Annotated in this window: 15 protein-coding genes and 1 tRNA gene; 9 read left to right on the plus strand and 7 right to left on the minus strand. The window is 70.2% G+C overall.

Going from position 1 to position 15,381, the window contains the following annotated elements:
• Positions 1-136 precede the first annotated feature (136 nt).
• Together PHZ_RS10580 and PHZ_RS10585 are read left to right on the plus strand one after the other, a co-directional pair.
• Positions 137-212 (plus strand) — tRNA-Asn (locus tag PHZ_RS10580).
• A gap of 100 nt (positions 213-312) precedes the next feature.
• Positions 313-921 carry a flavodoxin family protein gene (locus PHZ_RS10585; protein ID WP_041373432.1) on the plus strand — a complete coding sequence of 203 codons (609 nt, stop codon included), beginning with the start codon at positions 313-315 and terminating at the stop codon, positions 919-921.
• A gap of 7 nt (positions 922-928) precedes the next feature.
• Here the strand turns inward: PHZ_RS10585 and PHZ_RS10590 are convergent, their stop codons facing one another.
• A complete protein-coding gene (locus tag PHZ_RS10590) occupies positions 929-1,369 on the minus strand; it encodes a VOC family protein (protein WP_012522478.1) in 441 nt (146 codons plus the stop codon).
• Positions 1,370-1,594: 225 nt separating this feature from the next.
• Here PHZ_RS10590 and PHZ_RS10595 point away from each other — a divergent pair, with 225 nt between their 5' ends.
• Both PHZ_RS10595 and PHZ_RS10600 read left to right on the plus strand, forming a co-directional pair.
• Positions 1,595-2,674 carry an efflux RND transporter periplasmic adaptor subunit gene (locus PHZ_RS10595; RefSeq protein ID WP_012522479.1) on the plus strand — a complete coding sequence of 360 codons (1,080 nt, stop codon included), beginning with the start codon at positions 1,595-1,597 and terminating at the stop codon, positions 2,672-2,674.
• A gap of 27 nt (positions 2,675-2,701) precedes the next feature.
• Complete coding sequence (locus tag PHZ_RS10600) at positions 2,702-5,947, plus strand: efflux RND transporter permease subunit (protein WP_012522480.1); 3,246 nt, start codon at positions 2,702-2,704, stop codon at positions 5,945-5,947.
• Positions 5,948-5,960: 13 nt separating this feature from the next.
• Here PHZ_RS10600 and PHZ_RS10605 read toward each other — a convergent pair whose 3' ends face one another.
• A complete protein-coding gene (locus tag PHZ_RS10605; protein ID WP_083771020.1) occupies positions 5,961-7,718 on the minus strand; it encodes an ABCB family ABC transporter ATP-binding protein/permease in 1,758 nt (585 codons plus the stop codon).
• Positions 7,719-7,957: 239 nt separating this feature from the next.
• On the opposite strand from PHZ_RS10605, the gene PHZ_RS10610 reads away from it, so the two are divergent.
• Complete coding sequence (locus PHZ_RS10610) at positions 7,958-8,563, plus strand: LOG family protein (protein WP_041373433.1); 606 nt, start codon at positions 7,958-7,960, stop codon at positions 8,561-8,563.
• Here the strand turns inward: PHZ_RS10610 and PHZ_RS10615 are convergent.
• Complete coding sequence (locus tag PHZ_RS10615; protein WP_012522483.1) at positions 8,556-9,500, minus strand: LysR substrate-binding domain-containing protein; 945 nt, start codon at positions 9,498-9,500, stop codon at positions 8,556-8,558. The two genes, PHZ_RS10610 and PHZ_RS10615, sit on opposite strands and share 8 nt — an antisense overlap.
• A 99-nt stretch (positions 9,501-9,599) precedes the next feature.
• Here PHZ_RS10615 and PHZ_RS23095 point away from each other — a divergent pair, with 99 nt between their 5' ends.
• Complete coding sequence (locus tag PHZ_RS23095; protein WP_183281465.1) at positions 9,600-9,740, plus strand: hypothetical protein; 141 nt, start codon at positions 9,600-9,602, stop codon at positions 9,738-9,740.
• Positions 9,741-9,746: 6 nt separating this feature from the next.
• Here PHZ_RS23095 and PHZ_RS10620 read toward each other — a convergent pair whose 3' ends face one another.
• The 4 genes from PHZ_RS10620 to fliX form a co-directional block, all read right to left on the minus strand.
• Positions 9,747-11,792 carry an NAD(+) synthase gene (locus tag PHZ_RS10620; RefSeq protein WP_012522484.1) on the minus strand — a complete coding sequence of 682 codons (2,046 nt, stop codon included), beginning with the start codon at positions 11,790-11,792 and terminating at the stop codon, positions 9,747-9,749.
• Between the two features lie 73 nt (positions 11,793-11,865).
• Positions 11,866-12,264 carry a VOC family protein gene (locus PHZ_RS10625; protein ID WP_012522485.1) on the minus strand — a complete coding sequence of 133 codons (399 nt, stop codon included), beginning with the start codon at positions 12,262-12,264 and terminating at the stop codon, positions 11,866-11,868.
• Between the two features lie 57 nt (positions 12,265-12,321).
• Positions 12,322-12,750: an RNA polymerase-binding protein DksA gene (gene dksA, locus PHZ_RS10630; RefSeq protein ID WP_012522486.1), complete on the minus strand. Its 429-nt coding sequence runs from the start codon at positions 12,748-12,750 to the stop codon at positions 12,322-12,324.
• Positions 12,751-12,843: 93 nt separating this feature from the next.
• Positions 12,844-13,275 carry a flagellar assembly regulator FliX gene (gene fliX / locus PHZ_RS10635; protein WP_012522487.1) on the minus strand — a complete coding sequence of 144 codons (432 nt, stop codon included), beginning with the start codon at positions 13,273-13,275 and terminating at the stop codon, positions 12,844-12,846.
• Between the two features lie 197 nt (positions 13,276-13,472).
• Here fliX and PHZ_RS10640 point away from each other — a divergent pair, with 197 nt between their 5' ends.
• The 3 genes from PHZ_RS10640 to PHZ_RS10650 are packed head-to-tail and all read left to right on the plus strand — an operon-like array spanning position 13,473 to position 15,336.
• Complete coding sequence (locus PHZ_RS10640; RefSeq protein ID WP_012522488.1) at positions 13,473-14,588, plus strand: flagellar basal body P-ring protein FlgI; 1,116 nt, start codon at positions 13,473-13,475, stop codon at positions 14,586-14,588.
• On the plus strand, positions 14,588-14,893 hold the full coding sequence (locus PHZ_RS10645) for a rod-binding protein (RefSeq protein ID WP_041373434.1): 306 nt from the start codon (positions 14,588-14,590) through the stop codon (positions 14,891-14,893). Before PHZ_RS10640 ends, PHZ_RS10645 begins: the two co-directional genes overlap by 1 nt.
• Positions 14,893-15,336 carry a hypothetical protein gene (locus PHZ_RS10650; RefSeq protein ID WP_012522490.1) on the plus strand — a complete coding sequence of 148 codons (444 nt, stop codon included), beginning with the start codon at positions 14,893-14,895 and terminating at the stop codon, positions 15,334-15,336. Before PHZ_RS10645 ends, PHZ_RS10650 begins: the two co-directional genes overlap by 1 nt.
• Positions 15,337-15,381 lie beyond the last annotated feature (45 nt).

Raw genomic sequence — 15,381 nt, forward strand, 5'->3', positions numbered from 1 at the left:
GGCCTTCCGAGCGACCTGCTGGAGAGAGGCGACGCCGTGTCGCGCGGGGCGAGCGGACAAGTCGCCAAAAGATGCGGTGGAGGCGCTTGCACACCCCGGCGGGCCCGCGTATATGCCCGGCCCTCGACGGCCCTGATCCTCGGTAGCTCAGTTGGTAGAGCAGGCGGCTGTTAACCGCCGGGTCGCAGGTTCGAGTCCTGCCCGGGGAGCCATCGAGACCCTTCCGAAAGCCCGCCCTTCCCTACCCGCCGCCGGAACAGGCGGCGCGCGCGACCGTTCGGCCTGAAGCTCCCGCTTCGCTCCGGAGGCCGCATGAAGGCGCTCGTGCTCAACTGCACCCTGAAACCCTCGCCCAAGACCTCCAACACCGAGGCCCTGGCCCGGGTGGTGATGGCCGAATGGGCCAGGGACGGCGTCGAGAGCGAGATCGTCCGGCTGGTCGACCTCGACATCCGGCCCGGCGTCGAGAGCGATATGGGCGACGGCGACGAATGGCCGAAGGTGCGGGAGAAGATCGCGGCCTGCGACATCCTCCTGATGGCGACGCCCACCTGGATGGGCCAGATGTCCAGCGTCTGCCAGCGGGCGCTGGAGCGGATGGACGCGTTCTTCAGCGAGACCGACGAGGCCGGCCGCTCGATCGCCATGGGCAAGGTCGCGGGCGTGGTGGTCACCGGCAACGAGGACGGCGCCCACCACATCGTGGCCACCGTCTGCCAGCCGCTGATCGACCTGGGCTTCACGATCCCCGGCCAGTCGTGGACCTACTGGCACCTGGGGCCGGGGCCCGGCCCCGACTACACCGACACGGACGAGGCGCACGCCTACTCGGACCGCCTCGCCCGCAACGCCGCCCGCAACCTGGCGTTCGCCGCCCGCGCCCTGGAGGGCCTGCGCTTCCCGCCCCAGGAGACCGGCTGACGGGCCGCTACCAGGTCCCCACGTTCGGCATCGAGGCCCAGGGCTCCGCCGGCGGCAGGGGATCGCCCTTCTGCAGCAGTTCGATCGAGATGTTGTCGGGCGAGCGGACGAAGGCCATCCGGCCGTCGCGCGGCGGCCGGTTGATCACCACCCCGCCGTCCTTCAGCCGCTGACAGGCGGCGTAGATGTCGTCCACCTGATAGGCCAGGTGGCCGAAGTTGCGGCCGCCCTCGTAGTTCTCGGGATCCCAGTTGTAGGTCAGCTCGACCAGCGGCGCCTTGCGCTCGGCGGCCGCCGCCTCGTCGCCCGGCGCGCAGAGGAACACCAGGGTGAAACGGCCGGCCTCGTGCTCGCTGCGGTACAGCTCCTTCAAGCCCAGCTTGCCGACGTAGAAGGCCAGCGACTCGTCGAGGTCCGTCACCCGGACCATGGTGTGGAGGTAGCGCACGGAGGCTCTTTCCTATACTGCGTAAAACATCGGCCGCGGGACCCGTTGCGCGCGAATCCTGCGCGGGCGCAATCCAGGCTCGCGGCTGCGGCGGATTGTTCTACGCTGCGTGCGTGACGGCAAATTCATTTGCCCTCGCATAACGCGGGCATCACAAGCGCAGTTCGGAGGACGTCCGCGAACGAGCATCGGCTCGCGCGGACGACGGGGCACGAGGAAACGAAGTTGCGACGTCTCAAGCCGCAGTACGTCTTCATCCTGGTGGTGATCGGGCTGTTCACCCTCTACTTCGTCGCGGGCGCGCTGTTCCGCGGCGGCGGCGAGGACCGCAACGCCGCCCAGGCCAAGGCCGTGGCCGACGCCGAAGCTCCGCCCAGCGTTCAGGTGCGCGTGACGCCCGAGACCGTCCGTCAGGTGGACGTGGTCCTGCGCGGCCGGACCGAGGCCGCGCGCGCCGTCGTGGTGCGGTCCGAGACGGCCGGGGTCGTCGCCGAGACGCCGGCGCGCGAAGGAAGCTTCGTGCGCAAGGGTCAGGTGCTGTGCCGCCTGGCCGTCGACGCCCGCCAGGCGACGCTGGATCAGGCCAGGGCCAACCTCCGCTCGCGCCAGCTCCAGCTCCAGGCCGCCCGGCAGCTCGCCGAGAAGGGCTACCGCTCGCAGACCCAGGTGCTGGAGACCCAGGCGGCGCTCGACGCGGCCCAGGCGCAGGTGCGCCAGACCGAGATCGCGCTGTCGCAGGTGAACATCCGCGCTCCGTTCGCCGGCGTCTTCGACCGCCGCGACGCCGAGATCGGGACCTACCTCGCTCCCGGCCAGCCGTGCGGGACCATGATCGAACTGAACCCGCTGCTGGTGGTGGGCCACGTGCCCGAGACGGACGCCACCCGGCTGCGCGTCGGCGCGCCGGCGACCGCCCGGCTGGTGGACGGGCGCGCCCTGAGCGGCCGGGTGCGCTACGTCGGCCAGGACGCCGATCCCCAGACCCGCACCTACCCGCTGGAAGTCGCCGTGCAGAACCCCGCCATGGACGTCCGCTCGGGCCTGTCGGCCGAGCTCCGGATAGGCGCGGGCTCCGGCGCGGCCCACCTCGTGCCCGTCTCGGCCCTGGTGCTCGACGCCGACGGCCGCCAGGGCGTGCGCTACGTCCTGGCCGACAATCGCGTGGCCTTCGCCCCGGTGCGGGTCCTCGAGCAGACCGCCGAGGGCATGTGGGTGCAGGGCCTGTCCGGAAACGTCCGGGTGATCACCGTGGGTCAGTCGTTCGTGGCCGACGGCCAGAAGGTTCGTGTCGCCCAGGCGCGCTAGCGCCCGGTCGGCCCTGGAGAGGCGAGCATGATCGGCCCCCTGATCGACGGAGCCATCAAGCGACGGAAGGTCGTGCTGGGCGTGACGCTCATCGCGGCGCTGTTCGGGTTCTTCGTATACCTGAACATGCCCCGGGAGTCGGAGCCGGACATCGACCTGCCCTACATCTCGGTGGTGGTGCCCTACCCGGGCGTCTCGCCCGAGGACGCCGAGCGGCTGCTGGTGAAGCCCCTGGAACTGGAGCTGCAGACCATCCAGGGCATCGAGTCGATGAACGCGGTGGCGCGCGAGAACCTGGCGATCGTCACCCTCGAGTTCGAGGCCAAGTTCGACAAGGACAAGGCGCTGGAGGACGTCCGCGCCAAGGTCGACCTGGCGCGCGGCAAGTTCCCGCCCGACGCCGAGGAGCCGATCATCCAGGAGGCGAACTTCTCGGGCGAGCCGGTGATCGGGATCGTCATCTCCGGCGCGGCGCCCGAGCGCGAGCTGCACCGGGTGACCCGCGCGCTGAAGGAGCGCCTGGAGGCCACTCCGGGCGTCCTGGAAGTCTACATGAGCGGGGCCCGCGAGGAGGTCCTCGAGGTCACCATCGATCCCGTTCGGATGGAGGCCTACAACGTCACCACCGCCGAACTCGCCCAAGTGATCGGGCGCAACAACCAGCTGGTGCCGGCGGGCAGCCTGCGCTCGGGCGCCGGCCAGTTCGCCGTGAAGGTGCCGGGCGTGGTCGAGGAGCCGGCCGACATCCTGACCCTCCCGATCAAGCGCAACGGCGACCGGCTGGTGACGGTGGGCGACATCGGCGACGTGCGGCGCACGTTCAAGGAGGCCGCCTCGATCAGCCGCTACAACGGCCATCCCGCCTTCATCCTCGAGGTCTCCAAGCGCGGCGGCGCCAACATCCTCGAGACCGTGGAGGTGGTGAAGGAAGTCGCCGTCGAGGAGTCCGAGCGGTGGCCGCCGACGATCGGCATCGACTACATCTACGACGAGAGCGAGTTCATCGGCCGCACGCTGGTGGTGCTCGAATCCGGCCTGATCATCGCGATCATCCTCGTGATGCTGATCATCGTGGCCAGCCTGGGGATCCGCCAGGGGCTGATGGTCGGCGCCTCGATCCCCGTCTGCTTCATGCTGGCGTTCCTGATGATCAACGGCATGGGCGTGACCTTGAACATGATGGTCATGTTCGGCCTGGTGCTGGCCGTGGGCATCCTGGTCGACGGCGGCATCGTGGTGGTGGAGTACGCCGACCGGAAGATGGCCGAGGGCCTGCCGAAGGAGGCCGCCTTCGCCGCCGCCGGCAAGCGGATGTTCTGGCCGGTGGTGAACGGCACCCTGACCACGCTCTGCGCCTTCGTGCCGTTCATGTTCTGGAACTCGATCGCCGGGAAGTTCATGAGCTTCCTGCCGCTGACGCTGTTCTTCGTGCTTGGCGCCTCGATCTTCGTGGCCCTGGTGTTCACCCCGGCGCTGGGCTCGATCTTCGGCCGCAAGGCCGCGGTGGACGAGGAGACCCTGGCCGAGATCGTCAAGTCCGAGCACGGCGACCCGCGCGAAATGCGGGGCTTCATGGGCTGGTACGCCCGGACCCTCACCTATCTCGGCGCCCACCCGACCCGGACCATGTTCGCCGGCGTCGTGATCGTCGTGGCCATCGCCGTCTGGTTCGGCGGGACCAAGCACCGGACCGAGTTCTTCTTCGAAGAGGACCCCGAGTTCGTGCAGGTGTTCGTCAAGGCGCGCGGCAACCTCTCGCCCGAGGCCCAGAACGAACTGGTCGGCCAGGTCGAGCAGCGCCTGGTCGGCCTGAAGGGGGTGGAGTCCTTCTACACCCGCGCCGGCGGCTTCAGCGCCAACGGCGGCCCGGGCTCGCCGCCCAACGACACCGTCGGCCGCATCCGGGTCGACTTCCTGGACTTCGAGGACCGGCGCCAGCTCGGCCTGCGCGGGCGCGACATCGAGGCCGAGATCCGCAAGCGGGTCGCCGACCTCCCCGGCCTGCAGATCGAGGTGCGGGGACCGCAGAACGGCCCGCCCATCGGCAAGGACATCCAGGTCCAGCTGCAGAGCCACGATCCGGCCGCCCTGAACGCCGCGGCCAACCTCGTGAAGGCCAAGCTCGCCGCCGATCCGCAGCTCATGGAGCTGGAGGACAACCGCACCTCGCCCGGCATCGAGTGGAACCTCACCGTCGACCGCGAGGCCGCCGGCCGCTACGGCGTGGACGTCCTGTCGGTCGGCCAGACGATCCAGTTCCTGACCGGCGGCGTCCTGATGGGGCGCTTCCGTCCCGACGACGCCGAGGACGAGCTGGACATCCGCGTCCGCTTCCCCGCCGACGCGCGCAACGTGGCCGCCTTCAACGAGCTGAAGATCACCACCCCGCAGGGTCCGGTGCCCGCCAGCTACTTCATCAAGCGCGTGCCCGCCCAGCAGGTGACCCAGATCCAGCGGCGCGACGGCCAGCGGATCGTCATCGTCCAGGCCAACGCCGTCGAGGGCGTCGCCGCCAACCAGAAGATCACCGAGCTGCGCCCCTGGCTGGACAAAGCCCCGATCGACTCCTCGGTGCGCTGGAAGTTCATCGGCGCCGACGAGGAGGGCCAGGAGGCGGCGCAGTTCTTCATGGCCGCCATGGCCGCCACCCTGTTCATGATGTTCGTGATCCTGCTGTGGCAGTTCAACAGCTTCTACGGCGTGCTGGTGACGCTCTCGGCGGTAATCCTGTCCACGGTCGGGGTGCTGCTGGGGGTGCAGGTGAACCTGCTGGGCACCTTCGACTACATATCGATCATCATGACGGGCACGGGCGTGGTCGCCCTGTTCGGCGTCGTCGTGGGCCACAACATCGTGCTGGTGGACACCTTCTACCACCTGCGCCACGAGGGCCACTCGCCCGACGAGGCGGCGGTGCGCGCCGCGGCCCAGCGCTTCCGGCCCGTGCTCCTGACCACCACCGTGACCGTCGTCGGCCTGCTGCCGCTGATGTTCCAGATCCACCCGAACTTCCGCACCGGCCACATCGAGCACCAGGCGCCAGGGTCGGAATGGTGGGTGCAGCTCTCGGCCTCGGTGGTCTGGGGCCTGTCGTTCGCCACCCTGCTGACGCTGGTGCTGACCCCGGTGATGCTCGCCGCGCCGAAGGTCTACGCCGACCGCATCGGACGGTTCGGCCGCTGGGTCGGCCGGCGTCGGGGCCGCGGCGGGCCGCCCGCAGGACGGCTGGCCCCCACCGACTTCGGGGACGACGTGCCCCGCGCCGCCGAGTAGCGCAGAGCCGGGTTTAGGCCTGCCGGGTCTGACGCCGCCAGAGGGCGGCGTATTCCCCGCCCTTCGCGAGCAGGGCCTCGTGCGCCCCCCGCTCGACGATCCGCCCGCGGCGCAGCACCAGGATCTGGTCGGCGTCGGCGATGGTGGAGAGCCGGTGGGCTACCACCAGCGTCGTGCGCCCTGCCCTAACCTTGCGCAGCGTCTCCTGGATCGCCGCCTCGGTGGGTCCGTCGAGGGCGCTGGTGGCCTCGTCCAGGATCAAGAGGCGCGGGTCTGCCAGGAGGGCGCGGGCGATCCCCACACGCTGGCGCTCCCCGCCCGAGAGCTTCAGGCCGCGCTCGCCCACCCGCGTCTGCATGCCGTCGGGCAGGCCGTCGATGAACGCCCCGAGCTCGGCGGCGTCGGCCGCGGCGCGGACCTCGGCGGGGCTCGCGTCCGGGCGCGGGAAGGCGATGTTGGCGTAGAGCGTGTCGTTGAACAGGGCCACGTCCTGCGGCACCAGGGCCACGGCGCGGCGGATGGCGGCGAGCTTCACCTGTCGCATGTCCTGGCCGTCGATCAGCACCCGCCCCTCCTGGGGATCGATCAGGCGCATGGCGAGGCGGATGGCCGTCGTCTTGCCGGCGCCCGAGGGTCCGACCAGGGCGACGGTCTGGCCGGGCTGCGCCTCGAAGCTGACGTCGATCAGGCCGACCGAGCGGGCGTCGTGCCGGAAGCTCACCCGGTCGAAGGCGATGGCCGCCCCGCGCCCGGTGGCGGGCGGCAGGTCGCGGGCGTCCGGCGCGTCGGTGATCTCGGGGCGGATGTCGCGCAGGGCGACCATCTGCTCCATGTCGATCAGGCCCTGGCGGATCTCGCGGTACTGGAAGCCCAGCATGCCCAGCGGGGCGTAGAGGCCGGACAGCAGGAAGATGGCCATGGTGACGTCGCCGATCTGCAGCGTTCCGCCCGAGACCTGCATCCCGGCCATCACCGTCATGGCGGCGAGGCCGACGTTGAGGATCAGCGCCTGGGCCGCGTTCAGCAGGTTGAGCGAGCCGTTGGCGCGGGCGCTGGCGTCGACGTAGGTCGCCATGGCGCCGGCGTAGGTCTCCACCAGCCGGGGTTCGGCCCCGAAGGCCTTCAGCGTCTCGTAGTTCATCAGCGCGTCCGACGAGAGGCCGGCCGCGCGGGTCTCGGCGTCGTTCAGCTCGCGCCGGTGGTCCAGGCGCCAGTCGGTGATCTTGAAGGTGATGACGGCGTAGAGGACGAGGGTGACGAGGGCGGTGAGCGCGAAGCTCCAGTCCAGCCGCACCACCATCACCGCCATGGCCAGCACGAGCTCGACGGCCGTGGGGCCGAGGCTGAAGACCAGGCTGCGGATCAGGAAATCGGTCGCCCGCGCGCCGCGGTCGATGACCCGCGACAGGGCCCCGGTCTGCTTGGTCTGGTGGAAGTCGAGCGAGAGCGACAGCGCATGGCCGAAGCTCTCGACCGCCGCCCGCGCCATGGTGGACTGCGAGACCCGGGTGAAGATCGCATCGCGAGCGTAGGGGGCGCAGGCCGCCAGCAGCCGCAGGAACGCAAAGCCCAGCGCCAGGCCGATGAAGCCCGCGCCGACCATCACCACCCCCTGCCCGACCGGCGTCAAGGTGTTGATCGCCTCGCCCAGCAGGACGGGCGCGAGCACGCCGGCGAGCTTGCCCAGGAACACCAGGACCAGGGCGGCGCCGATCCGCAGGCGAAGCTGCGGCGCGCCCGAGCGCATGACCAGCCGGCCGAGGTCGGCCATCGAGCCCCAGAAGTCGAACCTGGCGCCCGGCGGGGCGATGGCGCCCGGGCCGCGGAAACGGCTCTGGGCCGTATGCACATGGACCAAGGCGTCAGCCCCGGTCCTGGGGATCGAACGGGCGGCTCGGGAACACGGTCTGCTTGAAACTCCTTAACCCTGGCCATAGCTACTTGGGCCTTCGACGCGCGCAGGCAAGCGCGCCGTGCGTGTTCGAGACCCTTTCCTGGAGCGTACCAACGATGAGCGCCCCCGAGCGCCTGCATTCCGTCTGCGTCTTCTGCGGCTCGTCCGACGCCGCCGATCCCGCCTACCTCGCGGCCGCCGCCGACCTCGGCCGGGCCCTGGCCGCCGCGAAGATCCGGCTGGTGTACGGCGGCGGCGGCGTGGGCCTGATGGGCGCGACGGCGCGGGCGGCGCACGACGCCGGCGGCGCGGTCCTGGGCGTCATCCCCGAGTTCCTGGTCGGCGCCGAGCGGGCGCTGGAGACCGTCGAGCACCTCGTGGTGCGCTCGATGCACGAGCGCAAGTCGATCATGTTCGAGCAGTCCGACGGTTTCGTCGTCCTGCCCGGCGGCATCGGCACCCTGGAGGAGATCGTCGAGCTGCTCTCATGGCGGCGGCTGCACCTGCACGAGAAGCCGGTGGTCTTCTACAATCCGGGCGGCTTCTGGCGGCCCCTGTTCGACCTGTTCCAGCACACGGTGGACGCGAAGCTGACGCCGGCCTCGTTCATGGACGCGTGGATCTCGGTCGAGCGGGTCGAGGACATCGTGCCGGCGCTGCTGGGCGTCGCGCCCGAGCCGATGCCGCCGTCCGAAGAGGCGGCGGTCCTGAAGATCAGCTAGCGGCGGCCACGAGGTCGAGCCGCGCCAGGACCCTCTGGGCGTGGGGATCGGCCGCCACTTCCTGGAACAGCCAGTCGCGGAAGGCGGCGATCTTGCCCGCCCGCCGGCGGTCGCGCGGATAGACCAGCCAGTAGCTGCTGTCGCCGAAGTAGACGTCGAACGGCTGAACCAGCCGCCCCTCCGCCAGGTCGCGGCCGAACATGACGGGAGAGCCCATGGCCGCGCCGTCGTCGGCGATGGCGGCGGCCACCTCCAGGGTCTGGGTGTCGCCCATCAGGCGCGGCGCCGCAGGGCCCGTCTCGCCCTCGGGCATGACGCCCGCGGCGGCGAACCACTGGCGCCACTCGGCGTCGGAGCCGATCCGGTGCACGTCGAACAGCGCCTCGGGCCGCGGCGGATCGCCCAGCCGGGCGGCGGCGGCCGGGGTGCAGAGCACCGTCTGCACCGCCGGGAACAGCAGCAGGGACTCCATCCCCGGCCAGTCCCCGCGCCCGCCGCGAATGGCGACGTCGAAATCCTCGCGCATCAGGTCGACCACGCGGTTCTCGGTGTCGAGCCGCACCGCGATCTTCGGATGGGCGAGCTGGAAACGCCCGAGGCGTCCGGCGAGCCACTGGGTGGCGAAAGTCTGCAGGGTGGTGATGCCGAGCATCCCCTCCCCCGTCTCCGAGATGTCGGACAGGGCCGAGCGCAGCGCCGCCATCGCGTCGGACGCGGCGCGGGCCAGCCGCTCCCCGGCGGGCGTCAGGCCGACCTCGCGCGGGCGGCGCACGAACAGCCGCTGGCCGAGGCGCTGCTCCAGCGCCTTCACCTGCCAGCTTACCGCCGCCTGGGTCATGCCGAGCTCGGACGCCGCGCGCGTGAAGCTGCCCAGGCGGGCGGCGGCCTCGAACACGCGGATGGCGCTGAGCGGAATGCTGGCGAGCGGGTCTTGCATAAGGTCTGCTTATCGATAGAGCAGGAGAACCCGTTTGTCGATCGGCGTTCCCGCAACCATTCTGCACTCCATCAGCAAGTCGAACCGATGGAGCGGGTCATGGAAGAGCTGCACAAGATCCACAAGGACGTTCCTTATGGCTACTGGGTGTTCTGGATCGAGCCGTTGATCCGGCGCATGGCCGCCCGCCGGCGCCCGGCCGCCTCCTCCTGCTGCCCCGCGGGCGCCCAGGCGCGCTAGGGTGCGCTAGGGCACGTTGGCCTCGAGCTCCTCGAGCCAGACCCTCGCCACGCCGTCGGACGGCGCGCGCCAGTCGCCGCGCGGACTGAGATTGCCGCCCGAGATCACCTTCGGCCCGTTGGGCATGGCCGAGCGCTTGAACTGGCTGATCTCGAAGAACCGGAACAGGAACAGCGACAGCCACTTTTTGATCGTGGCCAGGTCGTAGGCGTTGCGGGCCTCGGCCGGGAAGTGCGGCGGCCAGCTGCCCTCCGCCACGTCGCGCCAGGCGTGCCAGGCCAGGAAGGCCACTTTCGACGGCCGAAGCCCGTAGCGGGTGATCCAGTAGACGTTGAAGTCCTGCAGCTCGTACGGGCCGATCTTGGCCTGGGTGCTCTGGATCGCGCCGCTGGCGTCGGCGGGCACCAGCTCGGGAGAGATCTCGGTGTCCAGCACCGACAGCAGGGTCTCGGACGCGGCCGTGTCGAACTGGCCGGTCTTGGCCACCCAGCGGATCAGGTGCTGGATCAGCGTCTTCGCCACCGAGCCGTTGACGTTGTAGTGGCTCATCTGGTCGCCGACGCCGTAGGTGCACCACCCCAGCGCCAGTTCGGACAGGTCGCCCGTGCCCAGGACGAACCCGTGGCGCTGGTTGGCCAGGCGGAACAGGTAGTCGGTGCGAAGGCCCGCCTGCACGTTCTCGAACGTCACGTCATAGACCGGCTCGCCCGCGGCGAACGGATGGCCCATGTCCTTCAGGAGCTGGGTCGCCGCCGGCCGGATGTCGATCTCCTCGGCGGTGACGCCCAGCGCCCGCATCAGCTTCCAGGCGTTGGACTTCGTCCCCTCGCTGGTGGCGAACCCCGGCATGGTGAAGCCCAGGATGTCGGACCGCGGCTTGCCCAGCCGGTCGAAGGCCTTGGCCGCCACGATCAGGGCGTGGGTGGAATCCAGGCCGCCTGACACGCCTATGACGATGTGCTGCGACTTCGTGGATTCCAGCCGCTTTACAAGGCCTTGCACCTGGATGTTGAAGGCCTCGTAGCAGTCCTTGTCGAGCCGGGCGGGGTCGTCCGGCACGAAGGGGAATCGGTCGACCGGCCGCAGCAGGCCGACATCCTTGCCGTGCGGGCGGTGCTCAAAGCGCACCCGCCGGAAGCGGCGCTCGGGATGCCCGCGGGCGATCGCCGCGTCGTTGAACGTGGGCGAGCGCATCCGCTCCAGCCGCAGCTTCTCGACGTCGATGTCGGCCACCGCCATCTGGGCCTCGGTCGGGAAGCGGTCGGTGCAGGCCAGCTCGCGGCCGAGCTCGTGGATCGAGGCCTGGCCGTCCCAGGCCAGGTCGGTCGTGCTCTCCCCCGGCCCCGCGGCCGAATAGAGGTAGGCGGCCGAACAGCGGGCCGACTGCGACGCGCAGAGCAGCGCCCGCTCGTCCGCCTTGCCCACCACGATGTTCGAGGCCGACAGATTACAGAGGATAAGCGCGCCGGCGAGCGCGCCTTCCGTTGAGGGCGGCGCCGGGGCCCAGAAGTCCTCGCAGATCTCGGCGTGGAAGACGAAGTCCTTCAGGTCCGACGCCTCGAACAGCAGGTCGGTCCCGAAGGGCGCCGCCTGGCCGGCCAGTTCGACCTCCAGTCCCTCGACCCCGTGGCCCGGCGCGAACCAGCGCTTCTCGTAGTACTCGCGGTAGTTGGGCAGATAGCTCTTGGGCACGACGCCCAGGATACGCCCGCGGGCGATCGCCACGGCGCAGTTGTAGAGCCGGCCGTTGCGGGCCACGGGCGCGCCCACCACCAGCACGGGCGAGAGCTTGGCGCTGGCGGCGGCGAGGGCCGCGATTTCGTCCTCCACCCGCTTCAGCAGGGCGTCCTGCAGCAGCAGGTCGTCGATGGCGTAGGCGCTGATCCCCAGCTCCGGGAACAGCATCAGGTCGCAGCCGCGGGCGTCGCCCTCGTGCGCCATGCGGAGCGTCTCGGCGGCGTTGAACCCGGGATCGCCTACCGCGACGCGCGGCGTGCAGGCCGCGACGCGGACGAAGCCGTGGCTGTGGATGGCGTAGAACGACTTCGTCACGACGGCTCCGTCTCCGGTCCGAGAGAAATGCTCACTTTGAGCATATATAGCGTGGGCGATCGGCCTGGGAAACCTAGACCTTGCCGTACTTCATCCCTTCCAGCTTGAGGCCGTCGGGGTCCAGGAAGAACACGGCGTAGTAGTCGGGATAGTACTCGCCGGCGGGATCGACGATGGTCGCCCCTTCCCGCTCCAGGAAGGCCTGCAAGTCGTCGACGTCGGCCCGGCTGCGCAGCTCGAAGGCGTAGTGGTGGAAGCCGACATCTCCAATGCGATGCCTGCGCCCGCGCCCCTCGGCGTCGGCCTGGCCGATCCAGTAGCGGGTCTTGCCGTTGGTCCAGCCGATCTGGTCGCCGTAGTCCTCCAGCACCTCGAACCCGAGGAACTCGAAGAGGCGCCCATAGAACGCCCGCGAGCGTTCGATGTCGCTGACCCGCACCGACAGATGGTCGATCCCGACGACCCGCGACATGCACTGTCCTCCGCTCCACGGCCGACAGCAAAACGGCCCCGAGGCGGGGCCGTTCAATCAGTCGTCGCGGTGGACCCGCTCGCGCCGCTCGTGGCGCTCCTGGGCCTCGAGGCTGAGGGTGGCGATGGGCCTGGCCTCCAGCCGGGCGATGCCGATCGGCTCGCCGGTCTCCTCGCAGAAGCCGTAGGAGCCGTCCTCGATCCGCCGCAACGCCTCGTCGATCTTGGAGATCAGCTTGCGCTGACGGTCCCGCGTACGAAGCTCGAGAGCCCGGTCAGTCTCGGACGACGCGCGGTCGGCCAGATCCGGATGGTTCTCGGTTTCGCTTTGCAGGTGGGACAGCGTCTCGCGAGATTCGCGGAGGATGTCCTCTTTCCACTTCAGGAGCTTCTGCTTGAAGTACTCAAGCTGGCGCTCGTTCATGAATTCCTCGTCCTCGGAAGGACGGTATTCAGGACTCTCAGCCAGAACTGCGGCTGTCTTCATGAAACCCTCACGCCCCCTGGACGCCCTGAGACACGCGGGGGCTGTATAGCAAATCGAACCGCGGTTTCAACGCCGGTGGTTTTCCAAGTGCGATTACGCCGCACGCCCGGCCATCTCGAGCTTGGCAAGCTCAACCATGGCGCGAGACTCGATCTCATCGAGCAGCCCCTCCAATCGGGGGTCCTCGGTGGCCGCGCGCTCCTCGCGCACCGCACGGCGCAGGCGGTCCAGATCGCCGGGCCCGAGGTCGCCGCCCAGCAGCGCCACCTTCAGCCCTTCCAGCACGTCCAGGATGCGGCCGGCCCGCGCCACCGACCGCCGCCGCCGCTCGAGGGGCGAGCCGACCTCCTGCAGGGCGATCAGCGCCTCGACGCCCATCACGGGCCCCGCGCCGGCGACCGACGAGACCTGGCTGGGCCCCGAGGCGCCCTGCGGCGCCGCGACCCGGAAACCCTCGCCGCCGCCCCCGCGCGCGGGACGGGCGCCCGACGCCTGGGAAACGCCGCCTGTGCCGGTGACCTTCATGGCTCGACGCAACCCCCTCAAACTCTACGGTGAAGATCGCGGGCCAAACTTGCAGCATGGTTAACAGGCGGCAAATTCTGCCGGGACGAAGGCGCCGCGTTAACCACGTCTCGCTTTGATTTCATTGCGCTTTCATGGCGGTTGCCGACTGGCACGCTCCTCGCAGGGACGCGAGCGAAGCAGCTTCCGTGAGTTCCATGCGCCGGTTCCGAGCTTTTACAGCCCTCCTCCTCGCCGCCCCGCTGGCCCTCGGCGCCCTCGCCGGGCCGGCGAGCGCCAAGTCCCGCATCAAGGACATCGTCGAGTTCGAGGGCGTGCGCGAGAACATGCTGGTCGGCTATGGCATCGTGGTCGGCCTGAACGGCACGGGCGACGCCCTGCGCAACGCCCCTTTCACCAAGCAGAGCCTGGAGGCGATGCTGGAACGCCTGGGGGTCAACACCCGCGACGCCCAGCTCAACACCAAGAACGTCGCCGCGGTGATGGTCACGGCCAAGCTGCCGCCCTTCGCCGCCCCCGGCTCGCAGATCGACGTCAGCGTCTCGGCGCTGGGCGACGCCAAGAGCCTGCAAGGCGGCTCGCTGCTGGTGACCCCGCTGCTGGGCGCCGACGGCCGCGCCTATGCGGTGGCCCAGGGGACCGTGCAGACGGGCGCCATCAGCGCCTCGGGCGCCTCGGGCTCGTCGATCTCCAAGGGCGTGCCGACCGCCGGCCGCATCGCCGGCGGGGCGAGCGTCGAGCTGGAGACGGGCTTCCAGCTCGCCAACATGGGCCAGATGCGCCTGACCCTGCGCAATCCCGACTTCACGACCGCTCGCCGCATCGCCGACGCCGTGAACGCGCGCTTCCCCGGCTCGGCCGTGGCCGAGAACCCGACCATCGTCTCGCTGCGCCCCGCCAGCGGCGACCTGATCAGCTTCATGGCCCAGGTCGAGAACCTGGCCGTGGAGCCCGACGCGCCGGCCAAGGTGGTGATCGACGAGGTGGCCGGGGTGATCGTCATGGGCGAGGCGGTCCGCGTCTCCACCGTCGCGATCCAGCAGGGCAACCTGACGATCACGGTGCGCGAGCAGCCGGGCGTCAGCCAGCCCGCCCCCTTCGCCCGCACGGGCGAGACGGCGGTGGTGCCGCAGACCGACATCGAGGTGGACGAGGAGCGCGGCCGCCAGTTCCTGACCGTGGGTTCGGGAGCCTCGCTGGCGACCCTGGTCTCGGGCCTGAACGCCCTGGGCGTCACGCCGCGGGACATGATCTCCATCCTGCAGACCATCCGCGCCGCCGGCGCCCTGCAGGCCGAAATCGAGGTGATGTGATGGACCTGGTCGCCACGCCCGTCTCCACGCCCCAGACGCCGATCGCCGGCAGGACCGAGGACCTCGCGAAACGCGCCCGCATCCGCGACGCGGCCGAGAAGTTCGAGGCGCAGTTCCTGGCGATCATGCTGCAGCCGATGTTCGAGGGAACCCAGGTCGAGGCGCCCTTCGGCGGCGGCCCGGGCGAGGACATGTTCCGCTCGCTGATGACCGAGGCCATGGGCAAGCAGATGGCCAGCGCCGGCGGCATCGGCCTGGCCGACACCGTCCAACGCGAAATGCTCAAGATGCAGGGGCTCGACTGATGGCCATCGCCGCGAAGAACCCGGAAGACCGCGTCGAGCAGCTGATCCTGCTGACCGAGCGCCTGACCGAACTGGTGGCCGAGCAGGCGCAGGCCTTCGAGCAGCGCCGGCCGCAGGACGCCGCGGCCAAGCTGGAGGAGACCAGCCGCCTGGCCAACCTCTACCGCCACGAATCGACCCGCGTGCGGGCCGAGCCCGGCCTGGTCGGCGGCGCCCCGCTCGCGCTGCGCACGCGCCTGGTTAGGGCCACCGAGGCCTTCGACGCCGTGCTCGCCCGCCAGGGCCGCGCCATCGAGGCGGCCCGGACGGTGACGGAGGGCCTCGTCAAGGCGATCGCCGACGAGGTGGCGTCCCAACGCTCGCGCGGCGTCTCTTACGGCCCGACGGCGAAGGCCTCGACCGACGGCACGGCGACCGCCATCACCCTCAACCAGCGCGCCTAGCCGCCCTCGAACGCTTGTTTGCCGCAAGGTAACGGGGGTATCGTC

The sequence above is a fragment of the Phenylobacterium zucineum HLK1 genome (genome assembly GCF_000017265.1).
GTDB classification, from domain to species: domain Bacteria; phylum Pseudomonadota; class Alphaproteobacteria; order Caulobacterales; family Caulobacteraceae; genus Phenylobacterium; species Phenylobacterium zucineum.

What these genes read in the sequence shown, in the direction of transcription:
- PHZ_RS10585 (WP_041373432.1), top strand. Translation starts at nt 313, where the DNA reads ATGAAGGCGCTCGTGCTCAACTGCACCCTGAAACCCTCGCCCAAGACC.
- PHZ_RS10600 (WP_012522480.1), top strand. Translation starts at nt 2,702, where the DNA reads ATGATCGGCCCCCTGATCGACGGAGCCATCAAGCGACGGAAGGTCGTG.
- PHZ_RS10605 (WP_083771020.1), bottom strand. Translation starts at nt 7,718, where the DNA reads ATGGCCGACCTCGGCCGGCTGGTCATGCGCTCGGGCGCGCCGCAGCTT.
- PHZ_RS10610 (WP_041373433.1), top strand. Translation starts at nt 7,958, where the DNA reads ATGAGCGCCCCCGAGCGCCTGCATTCCGTCTGCGTCTTCTGCGGCTCG.
- PHZ_RS10615 (WP_012522483.1), bottom strand. Translation starts at nt 9,500, where the DNA reads ATGCAAGACCCGCTCGCCAGCATTCCGCTCAGCGCCATCCGCGTGTTC.
- PHZ_RS23095 (WP_183281465.1), top strand. Translation starts at nt 9,600, where the DNA reads ATGGAAGAGCTGCACAAGATCCACAAGGACGTTCCTTATGGCTACTGG.
- PHZ_RS10625 (WP_012522485.1), bottom strand. Translation starts at nt 12,264, where the DNA reads ATGTCGCGGGTCGTCGGGATCGACCATCTGTCGGTGCGGGTCAGCGAC.
- dksA (WP_012522486.1), bottom strand. Translation starts at nt 12,750, where the DNA reads ATGAAGACAGCCGCAGTTCTGGCTGAGAGTCCTGAATACCGTCCTTCC.
- fliX (WP_012522487.1), bottom strand. Translation starts at nt 13,275, where the DNA reads ATGAAGGTCACCGGCACAGGCGGCGTTTCCCAGGCGTCGGGCGCCCGT.
- PHZ_RS10640 (WP_012522488.1), top strand. Translation starts at nt 13,473, where the DNA reads ATGCGCCGGTTCCGAGCTTTTACAGCCCTCCTCCTCGCCGCCCCGCTG.
- PHZ_RS10645 (WP_041373434.1), top strand. Translation starts at nt 14,588, where the DNA reads ATGGACCTGGTCGCCACGCCCGTCTCCACGCCCCAGACGCCGATCGCC.
- PHZ_RS10650 (WP_012522490.1), top strand. Translation starts at nt 14,893, where the DNA reads ATGGCCATCGCCGCGAAGAACCCGGAAGACCGCGTCGAGCAGCTGATC.